11 protein-coding genes and 3 pseudogenes are annotated in these 14525 nt (G+C 73.3%); 2 read left to right on the top strand and 12 right to left on the bottom strand.

The annotated features are described in order from the left end of the window. From JNW87_RS22430 to JNW87_RS22370, 12 genes and pseudogenes are all read right to left on the bottom strand, one after another. Positions 1 to 546 (bottom strand): annotated as a pseudogene (locus JNW87_RS22430) (MFS transporter); the annotation flags it as partial. A 187-nt stretch (positions 547 to 733) separates the two neighbouring features. Beyond that, positions 734 to 1663: a hypothetical protein gene (locus JNW87_RS22425; protein ID WP_109800565.1), complete on the bottom strand. Its 930-nt coding sequence runs from the start codon at positions 1661 to 1663 to the stop codon at positions 734 to 736. Between the two features lie 389 nt (positions 1664 to 2052). Beyond that, positions 2053 to 2559: a hypothetical protein gene (locus JNW87_RS22420; protein WP_109800564.1), complete on the bottom strand. Its 507-nt coding sequence runs from the start codon at positions 2557 to 2559 to the stop codon at positions 2053 to 2055. Positions 2560 to 2576: 17 nt separating this feature from the next. Continuing rightward, positions 2577 to 3425: a hypothetical protein gene (locus JNW87_RS22415; RefSeq protein WP_109800563.1), complete on the bottom strand. Its 849-nt coding sequence runs from the start codon at positions 3423 to 3425 to the stop codon at positions 2577 to 2579. Then, positions 3422 to 6076, bottom strand: a complete 2655-nt coding sequence (locus JNW87_RS22410) for an MCE family protein (RefSeq protein WP_238454347.1) — start codon at positions 6074 to 6076, stop codon at positions 3422 to 3424. The genes JNW87_RS22415 and JNW87_RS22410 overlap by 4 nt, the downstream gene beginning before the upstream one ends. 409 nt (positions 6077 to 6485) lie before the next feature. Next, positions 6486 to 7316 (bottom strand): annotated as a pseudogene (locus tag JNW87_RS41630) (MCE family protein); the annotation flags it as partial. After that, positions 7316 to 8299, bottom strand: coding sequence for an MCE family protein (locus JNW87_RS22395; RefSeq protein WP_109800559.1), 984 nt, complete (start codon positions 8297 to 8299; stop codon positions 7316 to 7318). The gene JNW87_RS22395 and the pseudogene JNW87_RS41630, both read right to left, overlap by 1 nt. Further along, positions 8296 to 9330 (bottom strand): MCE family protein, encoded by a 1035-nt coding sequence (locus JNW87_RS22390; RefSeq protein WP_109800558.1) that lies wholly within the window; start codon positions 9328 to 9330, stop codon positions 8296 to 8298. Before JNW87_RS22390 ends, JNW87_RS22395 begins: the two co-directional genes overlap by 4 nt. Beyond that, a pseudogene (locus JNW87_RS22385) lies at positions 9327 to 10615 on the bottom strand (MCE family protein). The gene JNW87_RS22390 and the pseudogene JNW87_RS22385 overlap by 4 nt, the downstream one beginning before the upstream one ends. Before the next feature lie 2 nt (positions 10616 to 10617). Beyond that, entirely contained in the window at positions 10618 to 11412 is a 795-nt protein-coding gene (locus tag JNW87_RS22380) for an ABC transporter permease (protein ID WP_255544199.1), read from the bottom strand. Positions 11413 to 11422: 10 nt separating this feature from the next. Next, complete coding sequence (locus JNW87_RS22375; RefSeq protein WP_109803372.1) at positions 11423 to 12193, bottom strand: ABC transporter permease; 771 nt, start codon at positions 12191 to 12193, stop codon at positions 11423 to 11425. Beyond that, a complete protein-coding gene (locus JNW87_RS22370) occupies positions 12190 to 13206 on the bottom strand; it encodes an ABC transporter ATP-binding protein (protein ID WP_109803371.1) in 1017 nt (338 codons plus the stop codon). The genes JNW87_RS22375 and JNW87_RS22370 overlap by 4 nt, the downstream gene beginning before the upstream one ends. A gap of 165 nt (positions 13207 to 13371) precedes the next feature. Here JNW87_RS22370 and shbA point away from each other — a divergent pair, with 165 nt between their 5' ends. Then, a complete protein-coding gene (shbA, locus tag JNW87_RS22365) occupies positions 13372 to 13950 on the top strand; it encodes an RNA polymerase sigma factor ShbA (RefSeq protein WP_109803370.1) in 579 nt (192 codons plus the stop codon). Further along, positions 13947 to 14525 (top strand): anti-sigma-D factor RsdA (locus JNW87_RS22360; protein WP_238454343.1); only part of this gene is annotated, 579 nt, incomplete at its 3' end. The genes shbA and JNW87_RS22360, both read left to right, overlap by 4 nt.

The following is a 14525-nucleotide window of genomic DNA, read 5'->3' as shown; positions in this document are numbered from 1 at the left end:
GGCGAGCAGGCAGGCGAGGACGCTGGCCGCGCCCACCCCCGGGTAGCCGCCCGACCGCGAGGACCGGCCCCGCCAGCGCCCCGGAGCCGCCGCGCCCAGCACCTCGGCGGTACGCGCCCGGCCCATCACGCGGGCGTACCGGTCGCTGGCGCCGAGCCGGTCGAGTTCGGTGAATACCAGCGCCTCCAGCGCCCCGGAGCGCAGTGCCCCGCCGGCGCCCCAGAGCAGGAAGCCGACGGCGAACGCCGGGTAGGACGGGGCGAGCACCCAGCAGGCGAAACCGGCGGCGGGCAGCAGGGGCGCCAGGACCAGCAGCAGCCGCCGGGACACCGCGTCGGCCCACGCCCCGGAGGGCACCTCCAGGACGATGCCGGTGGCCGACCAGAGCACGAAGAGCGAGGAGATCTGCCCGACCGACAGGCCGGTGTCGCTGAACAGCAGCACGTACACCGGGTAGAGCAGGACGAGGTCGGTGAGGAACGCGTAGCCGTAGAGCGTGCCCGCCAGCCGGCGGATCGCGGGTACGCGCGCAGGAGAGATGATCATGAGGCCTTCCCACGGGGACGGAACGGACACCGGACGTACGGCGTCCGCGGCGGCCCGCGGCCACGGCCTCTAGCGCAGCATCAACATCGCCAGGTCATGACGCTCAGGCTAACGCCCCTCGGGTCGGCCCCGAACACGCTTCGGGGTGGGACCCGGCTGGGCCCCACCCCGGTGCGCGTGCGGACGGTCAGCGGCGGAACTTCTGCACGTCCGCCTGCGGGATGACCATCGTGGACTCGTTGTCCACCGCCTGCTCGGCGGTGGGCTGCCGCGGGGTGGTCGCCTGCGTGGGCTCCGCCGCGCCGTGCGGGGCGACCGGCTGGGTGCGGTCGGCGTCGCCGTCCCGGGTGACCGGCTGGGTCAGCTCGGCCTCCGCGTACGGGGTGACCGGCTGGCTCAGCCGGGCCTCGACGTCACGCCGGCCGGCCTGGTACGCCCGGGCGTGCGTGGCGATCGTCTGCGACTCCTGCTCGGCGCGGGTCAGCCAGTTCTCCCAGCGGCTCTGCATCGGCCGGACCAGGCCGCCGCCGACGCCCACCACGAGGATGCCGCCGACGGTCGCGAGCACCGCGATCAGCACCGGGGTGGTCACCGCGGTGGCCACGCCGATCTGGTTCAGCGCCGCGATGACGCCCAGACCCAGGATGAACACCGAGGCGATGTTGGCGAGGATCCGGCCGTAGGACAGGCCGCCGAGGGCGCTGGAGATGATGTCCTTGACCGCCTTGGCGATCGCGGCGGCCACCACCACGATGACGATGGCGACGAAGGCCCGGGGCAGCCAGGCGATGACGCCGGCGATCAGGTCGGAGATCGGGTTGGGGCCCCAGATGCCGAAGGCGAGCTGGAGGGTCACCAGCAGCACCCCGTAGTAGGCCAGCTTCGCGACGATGTCGCTGGCGTCGTACTTCGACCGGGCCAGGGCGGTCTTGATGCCGCCGCGCTCGACGGCCTTGTCGAAGTGCACCCGTTCCAGGATCTTGTCCACGAGCTTCAGCACGGCCTTGGCGACCAGCCAGCCGACCACCAGGATCGCGATGAAGGCGACGGCCTTGGGCAGGAACAGCATCACCGAACGGAACGCGTCGCCCACCGCGTCCCCGAAGTTGTCTTTCATCGAAGGGCCTCCACACACGTGTTCAGGTCGGTCAGCGAGGGACCTACCCGAACACGGTGACCGGGAAACCCGGTCAGCCTCGGCGGCAGCGGTAGCTGACCTCGATGCCGGCCTGCACCGGCGACGGCTCGATGATGTTGACCGTGGCCGTCTCCTTCGTCGCGCCGACCCCGCTGAACGTCCACTTTGAGGGTCAGCAGGACCGTCCGCTGGCCCCGGCCCACCCGCTCGGTGAGGCGGCTGCCGGGTGCGGCGTGCCTACGACACAAATGAACAGCGTGCGCACAGGCAGACCGGTTTCACCTTTCGGCCCATCTGGTCCTCGTCACGAATACGCCGCCGGATGTATCAGGTGCGGGCAAATGGTCGACCGTCCCGCCTGGGCGGCGTCAGATCGCTGTCGCCTTGACGACCTTCCATTCGCCGTCAACCGGGACCATGGTGAGCACGACCCGGTTCTGGTCGACCTTCTCCCCCGCCGTGCTGACGTTGCGCCGGTACTGGTTGAGGTAGACGAGCAGTTCCACCCGGTCGGTGTCTGAGGTGACCACCCCGGTAGCGGAGACCTCGGCCAGGACCACCGCCTGCTGCTTGGTCGCGGTCTCCTTGAGCGTCGCGGTGGTCCGGGCGTACTCGTCGGCGAAGTCGCCGGTCGCGAAGGTCCGTCCGTTGGCGACGCTGTCGTCGAAGGTGCGGTAGTCGTACGAGAAGATCGCCTTTGCGGCGGCGGGCGCGGTGGCCAGGGCCTGGCGAACGGCCCGGTCGCGCTGGCCGGCGCGATGGTCGCCGTACCAGGCAGCGGCGGCGACGGCTGCCACGACCAGGAGCGCGACGACGAGCGTCGGCACCAGCGGGAGCCGTCCGGGCCGTCGGCGCAGGACAGTGGGGACACGCATCGGACTCCTCCTCCGGGTCAGCCGACGAACTGCAGGCGGGACACCAGCCAGTCGCCGGAGTCGCGGTCGCGGACCAGGTCCACCTGGATGCGGTAGTGCGAGGGGCGGCCGTCGGGTGCCTTGACGTTCCGGACGGTGGCGTCGACGGCCACCAGCACGACGGCGTGGCCGCGGTCCCCGGAGACCAGTCCGGCGCGCAGCACCGACCCCTGCGACTGGACCTTGTTCTCCACCACCGCCTTGCGCACCTGCGCCTGGCCGCGGGTGAACTCGTCCTTGAAGTCGCCGGTGGCCCCGGTGACGATGCGTTGCAGGTCCCGGTCGACGCTGGCGGCGCTGACCGAGACGAAGTTGACGCTGGCCTGCCGGGCGGCGGCGACGGCGTCCCTTCGGGCCTGGTCGGTCGCGCGGTCGACGTACCAGCGGTGCCCGTACACGCCGGCCGCCGCGAGGGCGGCGGCGAGCAGCACCGCGAGCAGCCCGGCCAGCGCCCGCCGGCGACGCGGCACACCGGCATGGTCGTGGGCGGCCGCGGTGCGGTCCGCAGCGGCGGTCGCCCTCGTGGTCTCGGCGTCCTCTGCGGCGTCCTCCGTCGCGGCGGGATCGTCGTCGGGGTCCGGCAGGTCCTCGACCTCCGCCGGGTCGCCGGGCACGGTGAGGTCCTCGGTTCCGGTCGGATCCTCGACCGGCTCCCGGTCAAGGCGTTCCAGCACGTCCTCGATCGGTTCGGCCTGCGGCGGCACGGCACGGGTGACGAGTCTGCGCTGCCGGGAACGACCGGGCGCCCCCGCCTTTGCTCCGTTGATCACTCTGAGCTTGGGATCCTTGCGGCCCTGCACGGGCACCTCCTCGGGTACGCCGGTCACGGGGTCACCCCGGCGAGCAGCAACTGCTTCCACGACTGGTCACCAGCGGTCCGGTACTGTCCGCCGGTTCCGCCGAACTGCAACGGTCGCCCGTCGGGGCCGAGCACCAGGCCGGTCGCGGGATCGTACCCGCCCGAGGCGCCCTGGTCGCCCTGGTCGGACGGGGCGGGGGCGGGTTCGCGTCCGCCGGGTCGCGGCGCGTTCTGCGCCCCGCGTACGTTGGCACCGGCGGCGCGTTCCTGACCGCTGCACTTGGTGCCGCCGCCGCGGTAGACGCAGGACGGCGGGTCGCCCGCGTTGACGACGAGGCCGAGGTGGGCGGTGCCGTCGCCCGGGGTGACGGTGAAGCCGCCGGACACCGCGACCGGGTAGGTCACCAGCAGCTGCTCGATGCCGGGCAGCCGGCGGGCGGCGATGCCGTTGACGGTGACCAGGTTGCCGAGCAGCGCGCCGATGTTGGGTTCGAGTCCGCGCAGCAGGGCCCGCAGCTCGGCGCCGGCCGGCGGGCCGGTGGCGAGCAGCCGGCGCAGGTCGGGGTCGGCGGCGCGGACGGTGGCGGCGAGCTCCGCCAGGCCGGCGGACCAGCGGCGCAACGCCTCGGCGGACTCCGCCTGGGTGGTGAGCACGGTCCGCCCGTCCCGGATCAGCGTCAGCGTCTCAGGCAGCCGGGCGTTCGCGTCGGTGAGCAGCGCGTCACCGGCGTCGAGGATCCGCGCGAGGGCCTGCTCGTTGCCCTCGAACGCGGTGCCCAGCTCGCTGATCAGCACGGTCAGGTCGTCCGGGTCGATCGAGCGGACCAGGGCGTCGAGGTTGGTCAGCAGCGCCTCGGGGGCGAGCGGGACGCCGGTGCGGTCGACCGGGATGACCGCGCCGGCGGCGAGGAACGGCCCGCCGTCGCGCTCGGGCCGCAGGTCGAGGTACTGCTCGCCGACGGCGGAGCGCTGGGTCACCACGGCCCGCAGCGCGTCCGGCACCCGTACGCCCCGGTCGATCCGCAGGTCGGCGCGGACTGCGTCGGCGCGCAGCTCGACGGCGGTGACCCGGCCGACGGGGACGCCACGGTAGGTGACCGGGGCGTTGGCGAAGATGCCACCGGCCCGGGCCAGGTCGACGTGGACGACGTAGCCGCCGCCGAAGAGCCGGTCGCCGAGGCCGACGTAGCGGAACCCGACGTAGCCGATGCCCAGCACGCTGACCAGCACGAAGGCCAGCACCTGGAGCTTCGCGGTCCGTCCGATCACGGGATCAGCCCCCCTCCCAGGAGATCCGGCAGGTCGCCGATCTGACCGATGACCGCCCCGGTCACCGGCAGCACGCACTCGGCGGTCAGCACGGTGCCGGAGGGCAGTTCGGTACCGGCCGGCAAGGCGGTACCCGGCGGCACGATCCCCTTCGGCAGCAGCAGCCCGCCGAGGGGCACCGCCGAGCCGGGCTTGAGCAGGACGCAGCCTTCCGGCAGGCCGCACTCCTTCGGCGGCGTCCACCGGGCCGGGAAGTCCTTCAGGTCGGGCAGGCACTTCAGCAGCGGCAGGTCGGGCAGCCCGATGCCGCCGGGCAGGCTGCCGGGCGAGGGCTTCGCGCCGCCCGCGGCGGGCGGCCGGGGCGCGGCGGGGGCGTTCGGCCGGGTGGCCGACCGGACCCGGAGCGGCGCGGCGGCGACCAGGTTGGGCCAGGATGTTGGCGGCGTCGAGGTCGGCCGTGACCGCCAGGTTGACGAAGTCGCCGACGATCGCGCCCGTGACGTTGGGCGGGAACGGGTACGACAGCATGAAGTCCAGCGACTTCGGCAGGTCGTCGCCGGCCCGGGCGAGCTGTTCCAGGATCGGTTGCAGGGCCCGGACGCTGGCCAGGGTGTCGTCCCGGCTGCGGTCGACCACCCGGGTGCCGACCTCGCCGAGCTCACCGAGGGCGGTCAGCGCCCCGGTGAGCTGGGCCCGCTGCTGGGCCAGCACGGTCAGGCCGGGGGCGAGCGAATCCAGCGCGTCCCCGACGACCTGCCGCTGCCGGTCGAGCCGGCCGGTCAGCCGGTCGAGCGCGTCGATGGCGCGGACGATGTCGGTCTTCTGCCGGTCGAGCCCGCCGATGAAGGTGTCGAGCTGCCGCAGGGTGTCCCGGACGTCGGACTCGCGGCCGTCGAGGGCCTTGCCGAGTTCGGCGTTGATGGTCCGCAACTGGGCCAGGCCGCCGCCGTTGAGCAGCAGCCCGAGGGCGGCCAGCACCTCCTCGACCTCGGCGCCCCGGGTGGTGCGGGACAGCGGGATGACGTCGCCGTCGGCGAGGCGCCCGCTGGCCGGCCCGGTGGGCGGCGGGGCCACCGTCACGTACTTCTCCCCGAGCAGGCTGCTCTGGCGTACGGCGGCGGTGGCGTTCGCGGGCAGCCGCACCGCGCGGTCGATGCGCAGCCGCACCCGGGCGTGCCAGCCCGACAGGGAGATCTTCTCCACGGTGCCGACGGTCACGTCGTCGACCTTGACGGCGGCCCGGGGCACCAGGTCGAGCACGTCGCCGAACTCGGCGGTGACCGTGTAGCCGTCGCCGGTCGGCGCCCCGCCCGGCAGCGGCAGGTCGGCGAGCTCGGGCAGCCCACAGCCGGCGGGCAGCAGCGCCGCCACCACGACGCCGGCCAGCATCCGCAGCGCCCGGGCGGTCATGCCGGGCCCCGCAGGATGCCGCCGAGGGTCGGGTCGCTGGTGATGGTGGAGCCGCCCGGCGCCTCGTCGGCGGTCGGCGCACCGGGGGAGCTGACGGATCCCGGTGAGGCCCGCCGGCCGCCGGGGCGCCGGGCGGCAGCTTGAGCAGCTTGCGCAGCTGGTCGGTCAGCGGCAGACCGCGGGAGCGCAGGGTCTGCGCCAGCGCGGTGCACTTCGCCGGCACCTGGCCGGCGGGGAGCTGGTCCACCATCAGGGAGCAGACGAAGGTGGCCGGGTCGTAGGGGCCGAGGACGTTGTCGCGGGTGTCGAGGGTGCCCGATCGCGGGTTATAGGCGAGGCTGAGGTTGTTCACGGCCAGCGGCGTCACGTCGAGAATGTCGATGACCGCCTGCTGCTGGCGGACCAGCACGCCGGTGATGTCGGTCAACGCGGCCACGTTCGAGGCCAGCACGGTCCGGTTCTGCTTCACGAAGGCGGTGACCTCGGCCAGCGCGGCGGACAGGTTGCGCAGCGCCGCGGCCAGCTCCTCCTTCTCGCCGGCGAGCTGCTCGGCGACGTCGGCGAGCTGCTGGTTGAAGCCGCGCACCTGCTGGTCGCTGCGGGCCAGTGCGGTGGTGAAGCGTTGCAGGTTGGCCACCGAGCCGAACAGGTCCTGCCGCCCGTCGGCGAGGGTGGTCAGCGCGCGGGACAGCCCGTCGAGGGTGTCGTGCAGGTTCCCGCCGTTGCCCTGGAGGTTGGCCCGGCCGGTGGCGACCAGGTCGGACAGGGCGCCGTCGGCGTTGGCGCCCTGCGGGCCGAGGGCCCGGTTGAACTCGTCGAGCGCCTGGTAGATGTCGTCGATCTCCATCGGGGCGGCGGTCCGCTCGACCGGGATCTGCGCACCGTCGGCCAGCGCGGGCCCGCCGGTGAACGCCGGGGCGAGCTGCACGTACCGGTCGCTGACCACGCTCGGCGGGACGATCAGCGCCTGGGCGTCGGCGGGCACGTCCACCGCCGGGTCGTAGCGCATCTCGACGCGTACGGTGCGGCCCTGCGGGGTGACCGACTCGACCTCGCCGACCCGGACGCCGAGCACCCGTACGTCGGAGCCGGGGTACACCCCGACCGCCTTGGTGAAGTACGCGACCACCCGCCGCTGGGGTGGCTCGTGGCGCCACAGCACCACTCCGACGGCGACGGCGGTCAGCAGCACGGTCGCGGCGGCCAGGGGGCGGCGCCAGCGCTGGATCGGGCCGGGCATCAGCGTCCTCCCGTCGCGGGCAGGTACGGCTGGAGCAGGCCGTCGACGTACGAGTCGAACCAGCGGCCGTTGCCGACCACGTTGGCGAACGCGGTGACGAACGGGCCCATCCGCCGGATGGTCTGCTCCAGGTCGTCGCGGTTGCGTTGCAGGATCGCCACCACGTCGCGCAGCTTGCGCAGCGCCGGTTCGAGCTGGGCGCGGTTGTCGGCGACCAGCCCGGACAGTTGGACGCTGAGGTCGTTGGTGCCGACGAGCAGCCGGTGGATGGCGTCGCGGCGGCGGCTGACCTCGGCGAGCAGCCGCTCGCCGTCGGTGACGAGCTTGCGGAACTCGTCGTCGCGTTGGGCGAGCACGCCGGTGACGTCCCGGGTGCGGGCGAGCAGGGTACGCAGCTCGGCGTCGCGGCTCGCCACGGTCCGGGACAGCCGGGACAGTCCGGTCAGCGAGGTGCCGACGCTGGCCGGGGTGTCGGCGAAGGTCCGGGACAGGGTGTCGAACGCCTGGGCGAGCTGGTCGGTGTCGATCTTGTCGAGGGTGTCGGCGAGGCCGGTGACCGCCTGCACCACGTCGAACGGGGCGGCGGTGCGGGCCAGCGGGATCTGCCCGTCCTCGGGCAGCTTCCCCGGTCCGGCCGGCGACAGGGCCAGGTACTTCTGCCCGAGCACCGTCTTGATCCGGATGGTGGCGCCGGTGTCCCGGCCGAGCCGTACGCCGTCGTCGTCGACCCGGAACCGGACCCGCACGTACGGCTGGGCGCCTTGGGCCAGTTCCACCCCGGTCACCCGGCCCACCCGGACCCCGGCCACCCGGACCTCGTTGCCGGTGGCCAGGCCGCTGGCGTCGTGGAACGCGGCCTGGTACGTGCGGCCGGTGAGGGCGGCCAGCCGGTCGAGCTGGAAGGCGCCGAGCAGGGCGGCGAGGATCAGGGTCAGCGCGGTCGCGCCGACGACGACCGGGTTGCGTTCGCGGAAGGGTTTCACTGGCTGCCTCCGGTGGCGCAGCGGGCGGCGGGGGCGCTGAACGTGGCCGGGTTCAGCGGGGCATGGCCGGCGACGGCCACCCGCCCGTCGAAGTCGCAGAGGTAGAAGTTGAACCAGGAGCCGTAGGAGGCGACCCGGGTCAGCGACTCGTAGCGCTCCGGCAGCCGGCCCAGGGTGCCGTCGATGACGGCGGAGTTGTGGTTCAGGGTGCCGGCGAGGTCGTCGAGAGCGCGGACGTCGGCGGCCAGCGGCGGCCGGACCTGACCCAGCAGCGAGGCGGTCGTGGTGGTCAGGTCGCCCAGGTTGACCAGGGCGTCGCCGATGGCGGTGCGGTCGGCGGCCAGCCCGGAGACGAACTGCTGCAACTGGGCGATGCTCTGGTCCAGCTCGCGGTCCCGGGTGGCCAGGGTGGCCAGGACGCGGTTGAGGTTGGTGACCACCCGGCCGATGACGGCGTCCCGGTCGGCGAGGGTGTTGGTCAGCGAGGCGGTGCGTTGCAGCAGGCTGGCGACGGTGCCGCCCTCGCCCTGCAGGACCTGGATGATCTCATAGGCGAGCTTGTTGACGTCGTCCGGGTTCAGCGCGGTGAACAGCGGCCGGAACCCGTTGAACAGCACGGTCAGGTCCAGCGCGGGGGTGGTCTGGGCGAGCGGGATCAGCCCGTCGGCGCGCAGCGGCCTGCCCTCCCCCGGGCCCTCGCTCAGCGCCACGTACCGCTGGCCGACCAGGTTCCGGTAGCGGATCTTCGCGCGGACGCTGGTGGCCACGGCCACGTCGCGGTCGACGGTGAAGGCCACCTCGGCGACCGTGTCGTCGACCACCGCGATGTCGCTGACCTTGCCCACCCGCACCCCGGCGATCCGGACGTCGTCGCCGGGCAGCAGGCCGGTCACGTCGGTGAACCGGGCGCGGTAGGTGACGCCGTCGGGCGGGAACGCGCCGAGGGTCTGGGCGAGCAGTGCGGTGGCGAGCAGGGTCACCACGGCGAAGACCACGAGCTTGACCAGCGAGGCGGTCGTCTTCCCGGTCATCGCGCGTTCACCACCGCTCCGCGCAGCAGCGGTCCCCAGAGCAGCACCGCGATGTCGGGCACCTCCGCCGGGGGCGTGCCGGTGAGCCCGCCGACGAGGGGTTTGACCAGGGCGCTCTCCTCGCCGGTGCCGGCCCGCCCCATCTCGGGGCCGGCGGCCGGGGCGGTGGCCGGGCCGGCCGGCGTGCCGACCGGCAGGGGCGGCCGGGTACGGGTGCCGCCGTGGTCGTAGCCGTCGGCGACGGGCACCTCGGGCGCGGGCACGTGCGGGTCGGGCAGGCCCCGGCAGTTCGGGCCGTCGTGGGCGGCGTAGACCGGCTCGTCGCGGCCCCGCTCGTACGGGCCGCCGTCGCGGGTCACCTCCAGGGTGATGTGCATCCGCCCGCCGGCGAAGACCTGCTCCACCCGGGGTTGCAGGGCGACCAGGCCGTGCACCAGGGACGGGTACTCGGGGGCGTAGGTGGCGAGCAGTTCCAGCACCGGGCGGCTGACGTCGCCGAGCCGGATGAGCTGGTCGCGTGCCGGTCGAGGAAGCCGCGGGTGGTGTCGGCGGTGTCGGTGGTGTCGGCGAGGAACGCGGCGAGCTGGGTGCGCTGGTCGGTGACCGTGGTCGCGGTGACGGTGACGTCGCGCAGCAGGGCGAGCAGGTCCGGCAGCGCGGCGTCGTAGCCGTCCAGCACGACGGCGAGCTGGCGGACGTCCTCGGCGATGGTGGGCAGCGCCGGGTTGAGCTGGCGCAGGTACGCGTCGAGCCGGGTCAGGTTCGCGCCGAGCTGGTCGCCGCGCCCCTCCAGGGCGGTGGAGATGGCGCCGAGGGTGGCGGCGAGCTGGTCGGGCCGGATGGACTGCAGCAGCGGCAACGCCTGGTCGAGGACCCGTTCCAGCTCGACCGCGGTGCGGCTGCGGTCCTGGGTGATGACCGCGCCGTCGCGGATCGGCCCGGCGGTGCTGGCGGGCGGCGGGACCAGCTCCACGTACCGCTCGCCGAACAGGGTCTTGGGCAGCAGCCGGGCGGTCACGTCGGCGGGGATCCGGCCGGTGGTGGCGGGGTCGAGCGCCAGCCCGATGACGGCGCCGCCGCCGTCGCTGCGGACCGAGCGGACGTCGCCGACGACGACGCCGCGGACCTTGACGTCGGCGCCGTCGAGCAGTTGCAGGCCGGCGCGGTCGGCGTGCAGGGTGACCCGCTCGACCGGGGTGAACGCCTTGCGGTACTGCAGCACGGAGGCGGTCAGCGCCGCGGTCAGCACGGCGATGAAGACGATGCCGAGGACGCGATGTCTCATGTTCACCCCGCGATCCGGACGGTGGTCGTGGCGCCCCAGATGGCCAGCGACAGGAAGAAGTCGACGACGTTGACCGCGACGATGGCCGTGCGGACGGCCCGCCCGACGGCGACGCCCACCCCCGCCGGCCCGCCCTTGGCGGTGTAGCCGTACCAGCAGTGCACCAGCACCACGATCACGCTGAAGACCAGCACCTTGCCGAAGGACCAGAGCACGTCCCCGGGCGGCAGGAAGAGGTGGAAGTAGTAGTCGTAGGTGCCGGCGGACTGTCCGAAGTAGCCGACGGCGATGGTGCGGGTGGCCAGGTAGCTGGAGAGCAGGCCCACCACGTACAGCGGGACGACCGCGATGAACCCGGCGATCATCCGGGTGGTGACCAGGAACGGCAGCGACGGCACGCCCATCACCTCGAGCGCGTCGACCTCCTCGGAGATCCGCATCGCGCCGAGCTGGGCGGTGAACCCGCAGCCGACGGTGGCCGACAGCGCCAGCGCCGCCACCAGCGGCGAGATCTCCCGGGTGTTGAAGTACGCCGAGACGAAGCCGGTGAAGGCGCTGCTGCCGATCTGGTCGAGCGCCTGGTAGCCCTGCAGGCCGACCTCGGTGCCGGTGAAGAAGGTGAGGAAGCAGATCACGCCGACGGTGCCGCCGAGCACGGCGAGCGCGCCGGAGCCGAAGCTGACCTCGGCCAGCAGCCGGACCACCTCACGCTTGTAGCGGCGCAGCGTGCGCGGCGTCCAGGCGAAGGCGCGCAGGTAGAAGGCGAGCTGTCCGCCCAGGTCGTCGAGGTAGCGCAGCACGACCACGTCAGCTCCCCTTCTGCGGTACGACCTGGAAGTACACGGCCGTGACGACGAAGTTCAGGGCGAACAGCAGCATGAACGTGACGACGACGCTCTGGTTGACGGCGTCGCCGACCCCCTTGGGGCCGCCCTTGGCGTTCATCCCCTGATAGGAGGCGACGAGCGCGGCGGTGGCGCCGAACAGCGCCGCCTTGACCTCGCCGACCAGCAGGTCGGGCAGCTGCCCGAGGGCCTGGAAGCTCGCCAGGTACGCCCCGGGCGTGCCGCCCTGCATGACCACGTTGAAGGTGTAGCCGCCGGTCACCCCGACCACGCTGACCAGCCCGTTGAGCAGGACGGCGACCAGGATCGAGGCCAGCACCCGGGGCACCACGAGGCGCTGGATCGGGTCGATGCCCAGGACCTGCATCGCGTCCAGCTCCTCGCGGATCTTGCGGGAGCCCAGGTCGGCGCAGATCGCCGAGCCGCCGGCGCCGGCGATGATCAGCGCGGTGACGATCGGGCCCGCCTCGCGGACGACGGCGAGCACCGACGCGGCGCCGGTGAACGACTGCGCGCCGAGCTGCCGGACCAGGGAGCCGAGCTGCAGGGCGATGACCGCGCCGAACGGGATCGAGACCAACGCGGCCGGCAGGATCGACACCGAGCTGATGAACCACGCCTGCTGGACGAACTCGCGGACCTGCACCGGCCGGCGGCCCAGGCCGCGCAGGGTGTCCAGGCAGAACGCGAAGAAGTCGCCGGAGCGGCGCAGGGCGCCGACCGGGGCGCTCATCCGGTCACCTCCCGCTGCTGGCGCCCGTCCATCGCCAGGTGCCGGCCCAGCTCGATGGTGGGTCGCTCCGCGTCCAGGCGGCCCTCGAACGACCCCGGCGGCGGGGTGACGCCGTACTCCCGGCACCACTCGCCCGGTGGGCGCTCGGCCCGCCGGGGCAGTCCGTCGGTCGGCGGGAGCTGCAGCGGGATGGGCGGCAGCGGCGGCAGTTCCACCCCGGCCTGCGCCTCGGCCTCGAGTTCCTCGGCGTCCTTCTCCTCGGCCATGCCGATCGGCCCGACCCGTTGCGCGTTGAGGAACTGCCGCACCACCGGTTCGGTGCTGGACAGCAGCATCTCCCGGGGGCCGAACATGGCCAGGTGCCCGTGGTAGATCAGGCCGATGTTGTCCGGCACGGTCCGGGCGGTGTTGATGTCGTGGGTGACGATCAGGAACGTCGCCTCGGTGCGCTGGTTGAGGTCGATGATGAGCTGGTTGAGGTAGGCGGTGCGCACCGGGTCCAGCCCGGAGTCCGGCTCGTCGAAGAGGATGATCTGCGGGTCGAGCACGAGGGCGCGGGCCAGCCCGGCCCGCTTGCGCATCCCGCCGGAGATCTCGCCGGGCAGCTTCTTCTCGGCGCCGACCAGGCCGACCATGTCGAGCTTCTGGGTGACCACGGCGCGGATCTGCGACTCGGACTTGCGGGTGTGCTCGCGCAGCGGGAACGCCACGTTGTCGTAGATGTTCATCGAGCCGAACAGCGCGCCGTCCTGGAACAGCACGCCGAACAGCTTGCGCACCTCGTACAGCTTCCGCTCGGACAGGCGGGGCAGGTCCTGGCCCTCGATCACGATGGAGCCGCGGTCGGGCCGGAGCAGGCCGACCAGGGTCTTGAGGAACACCGATTTCCCCGTGCCGGAGGGCCCCAGCAGAACGGATATTTCGCCCGCCGGCAGGGTCAGGGTGACGTCCGACCAGACCGGCTGGCCACCAAAGGACTTCGTCAGTCCCTGCACGGCCACCTCGACGCCCATCGACCCTCCCGTCGCTGCTTCCTGACAGAGACATCGCCGCGGTACGTCAAGTCGCAACACATAACTTTCGGTGCCGCCCCGCTACCCAACGTGAGAGGTGCGGAAACCAGCCGGACTCAGTACGGTGCGGTTAACCCGTCGGTAACGAAGGTGTCTCGCAACCCCATGATTCGAGCAGTCGATCCAGAGCTGGTCCGCCAGGCCGTCCAGGGCGACCGGAGGGCGATGGCTGAGCTGCTCACCGATGTACGACCCGGCCTGGTCCGGTACTGCCGGGCGCGCCTCGGGCGGGTCGGCGGGGCGTACACCACGGCCGACGACGTCGCCCAGGAGGTGTGCGTGGCCGTGCTGCGGGCGCTGCCTGGCTACCGCGACCAGGGCTCGCCCTTCGCCGCCTTCGTCTACGGCATTGCCGCGCACAAGGTGGCTGACGCGCAGCGCGCCGCCATCCGCGACTCCGCCGTCACCCCCATCGACGCCCCGCTGGAGCAGCCCGATGCCGCTCCCGGCCCGGAACAGCAGGCCGTCGCCACCGACCTGGCCCGGCGGCTGTCGGTGCTGCTGAAGAAGCTGCCGGAGGCGCAGCGGGAGATCATCCTGCTGCGGGTCGCGGTGGGGCTGCCCGCCGACGAGGTGGGACTGATCGTCGGAATGACGGCGGCGGCCGTACGGGTGGCCCAGTCCCGCGCCCTGGCCCGGCTCCGTACGCTTGCCGGGGACGCTCTGGACGAGGTGGCGGCATGAGTGAGCGCACGCCGGGCGGCGGCGAGCAGGCGATTGACCTCGAGGTCATCGCCCGCGACGACCTGCTGCTCGACGCCCTCGGCCGGGGCGAGGAGGCGCCGACCGACGACGACCTCGCCGCGATGCTCGCCGCCTGGCACGCCGACATCGCCGACGACGCGCCCCCGCCGGCGGACGTGCGCCCGCCCACGCCGACCGGTGACGGCGGGACACCCGAGCCGCCGGTGCCCCTGCGACCGGCCGTCCGCTCCCGCCGGACCCGCCCCTGGACGCTGCGCCTGGCCGCCGCGGTGGTCGCGCTGATCGCGCTGGTGTCGGGGCTCGGGATCGGCAGCCGCACCGCCGGGCCGAGCAGCCCGCTGTGGACCCTGACCAAGCTGCTCCATCCGCAGCAGGCCGAGGTGCGCGGCGTCGAGGAGACCATCGCGGGGGCCCGCGCGGCGCTGACCGCCGGCCGCCTCGACGAGGCCCAGCGGCTCGTCGACCAGGCCCGCCAGGAGCTGACCGGCATCACCGACCCGGCCGCCGCGGACCGGCTCCGCGAGCAACTCGACGCGTTGACCCGCCGGCTCGTC

It is taken from the genome of Micromonospora sp. ATA51 (genome assembly GCF_016802855.1).
GTDB classification, from domain to species: domain Bacteria; phylum Actinomycetota; class Actinomycetes; order Mycobacteriales; family Micromonosporaceae; genus Micromonospora; species Micromonospora sicca.
The sequence above is the reverse complement of the archived record's forward strand: the minus strand, read 5'-3'. Positions and strand labels throughout refer to the sequence as shown.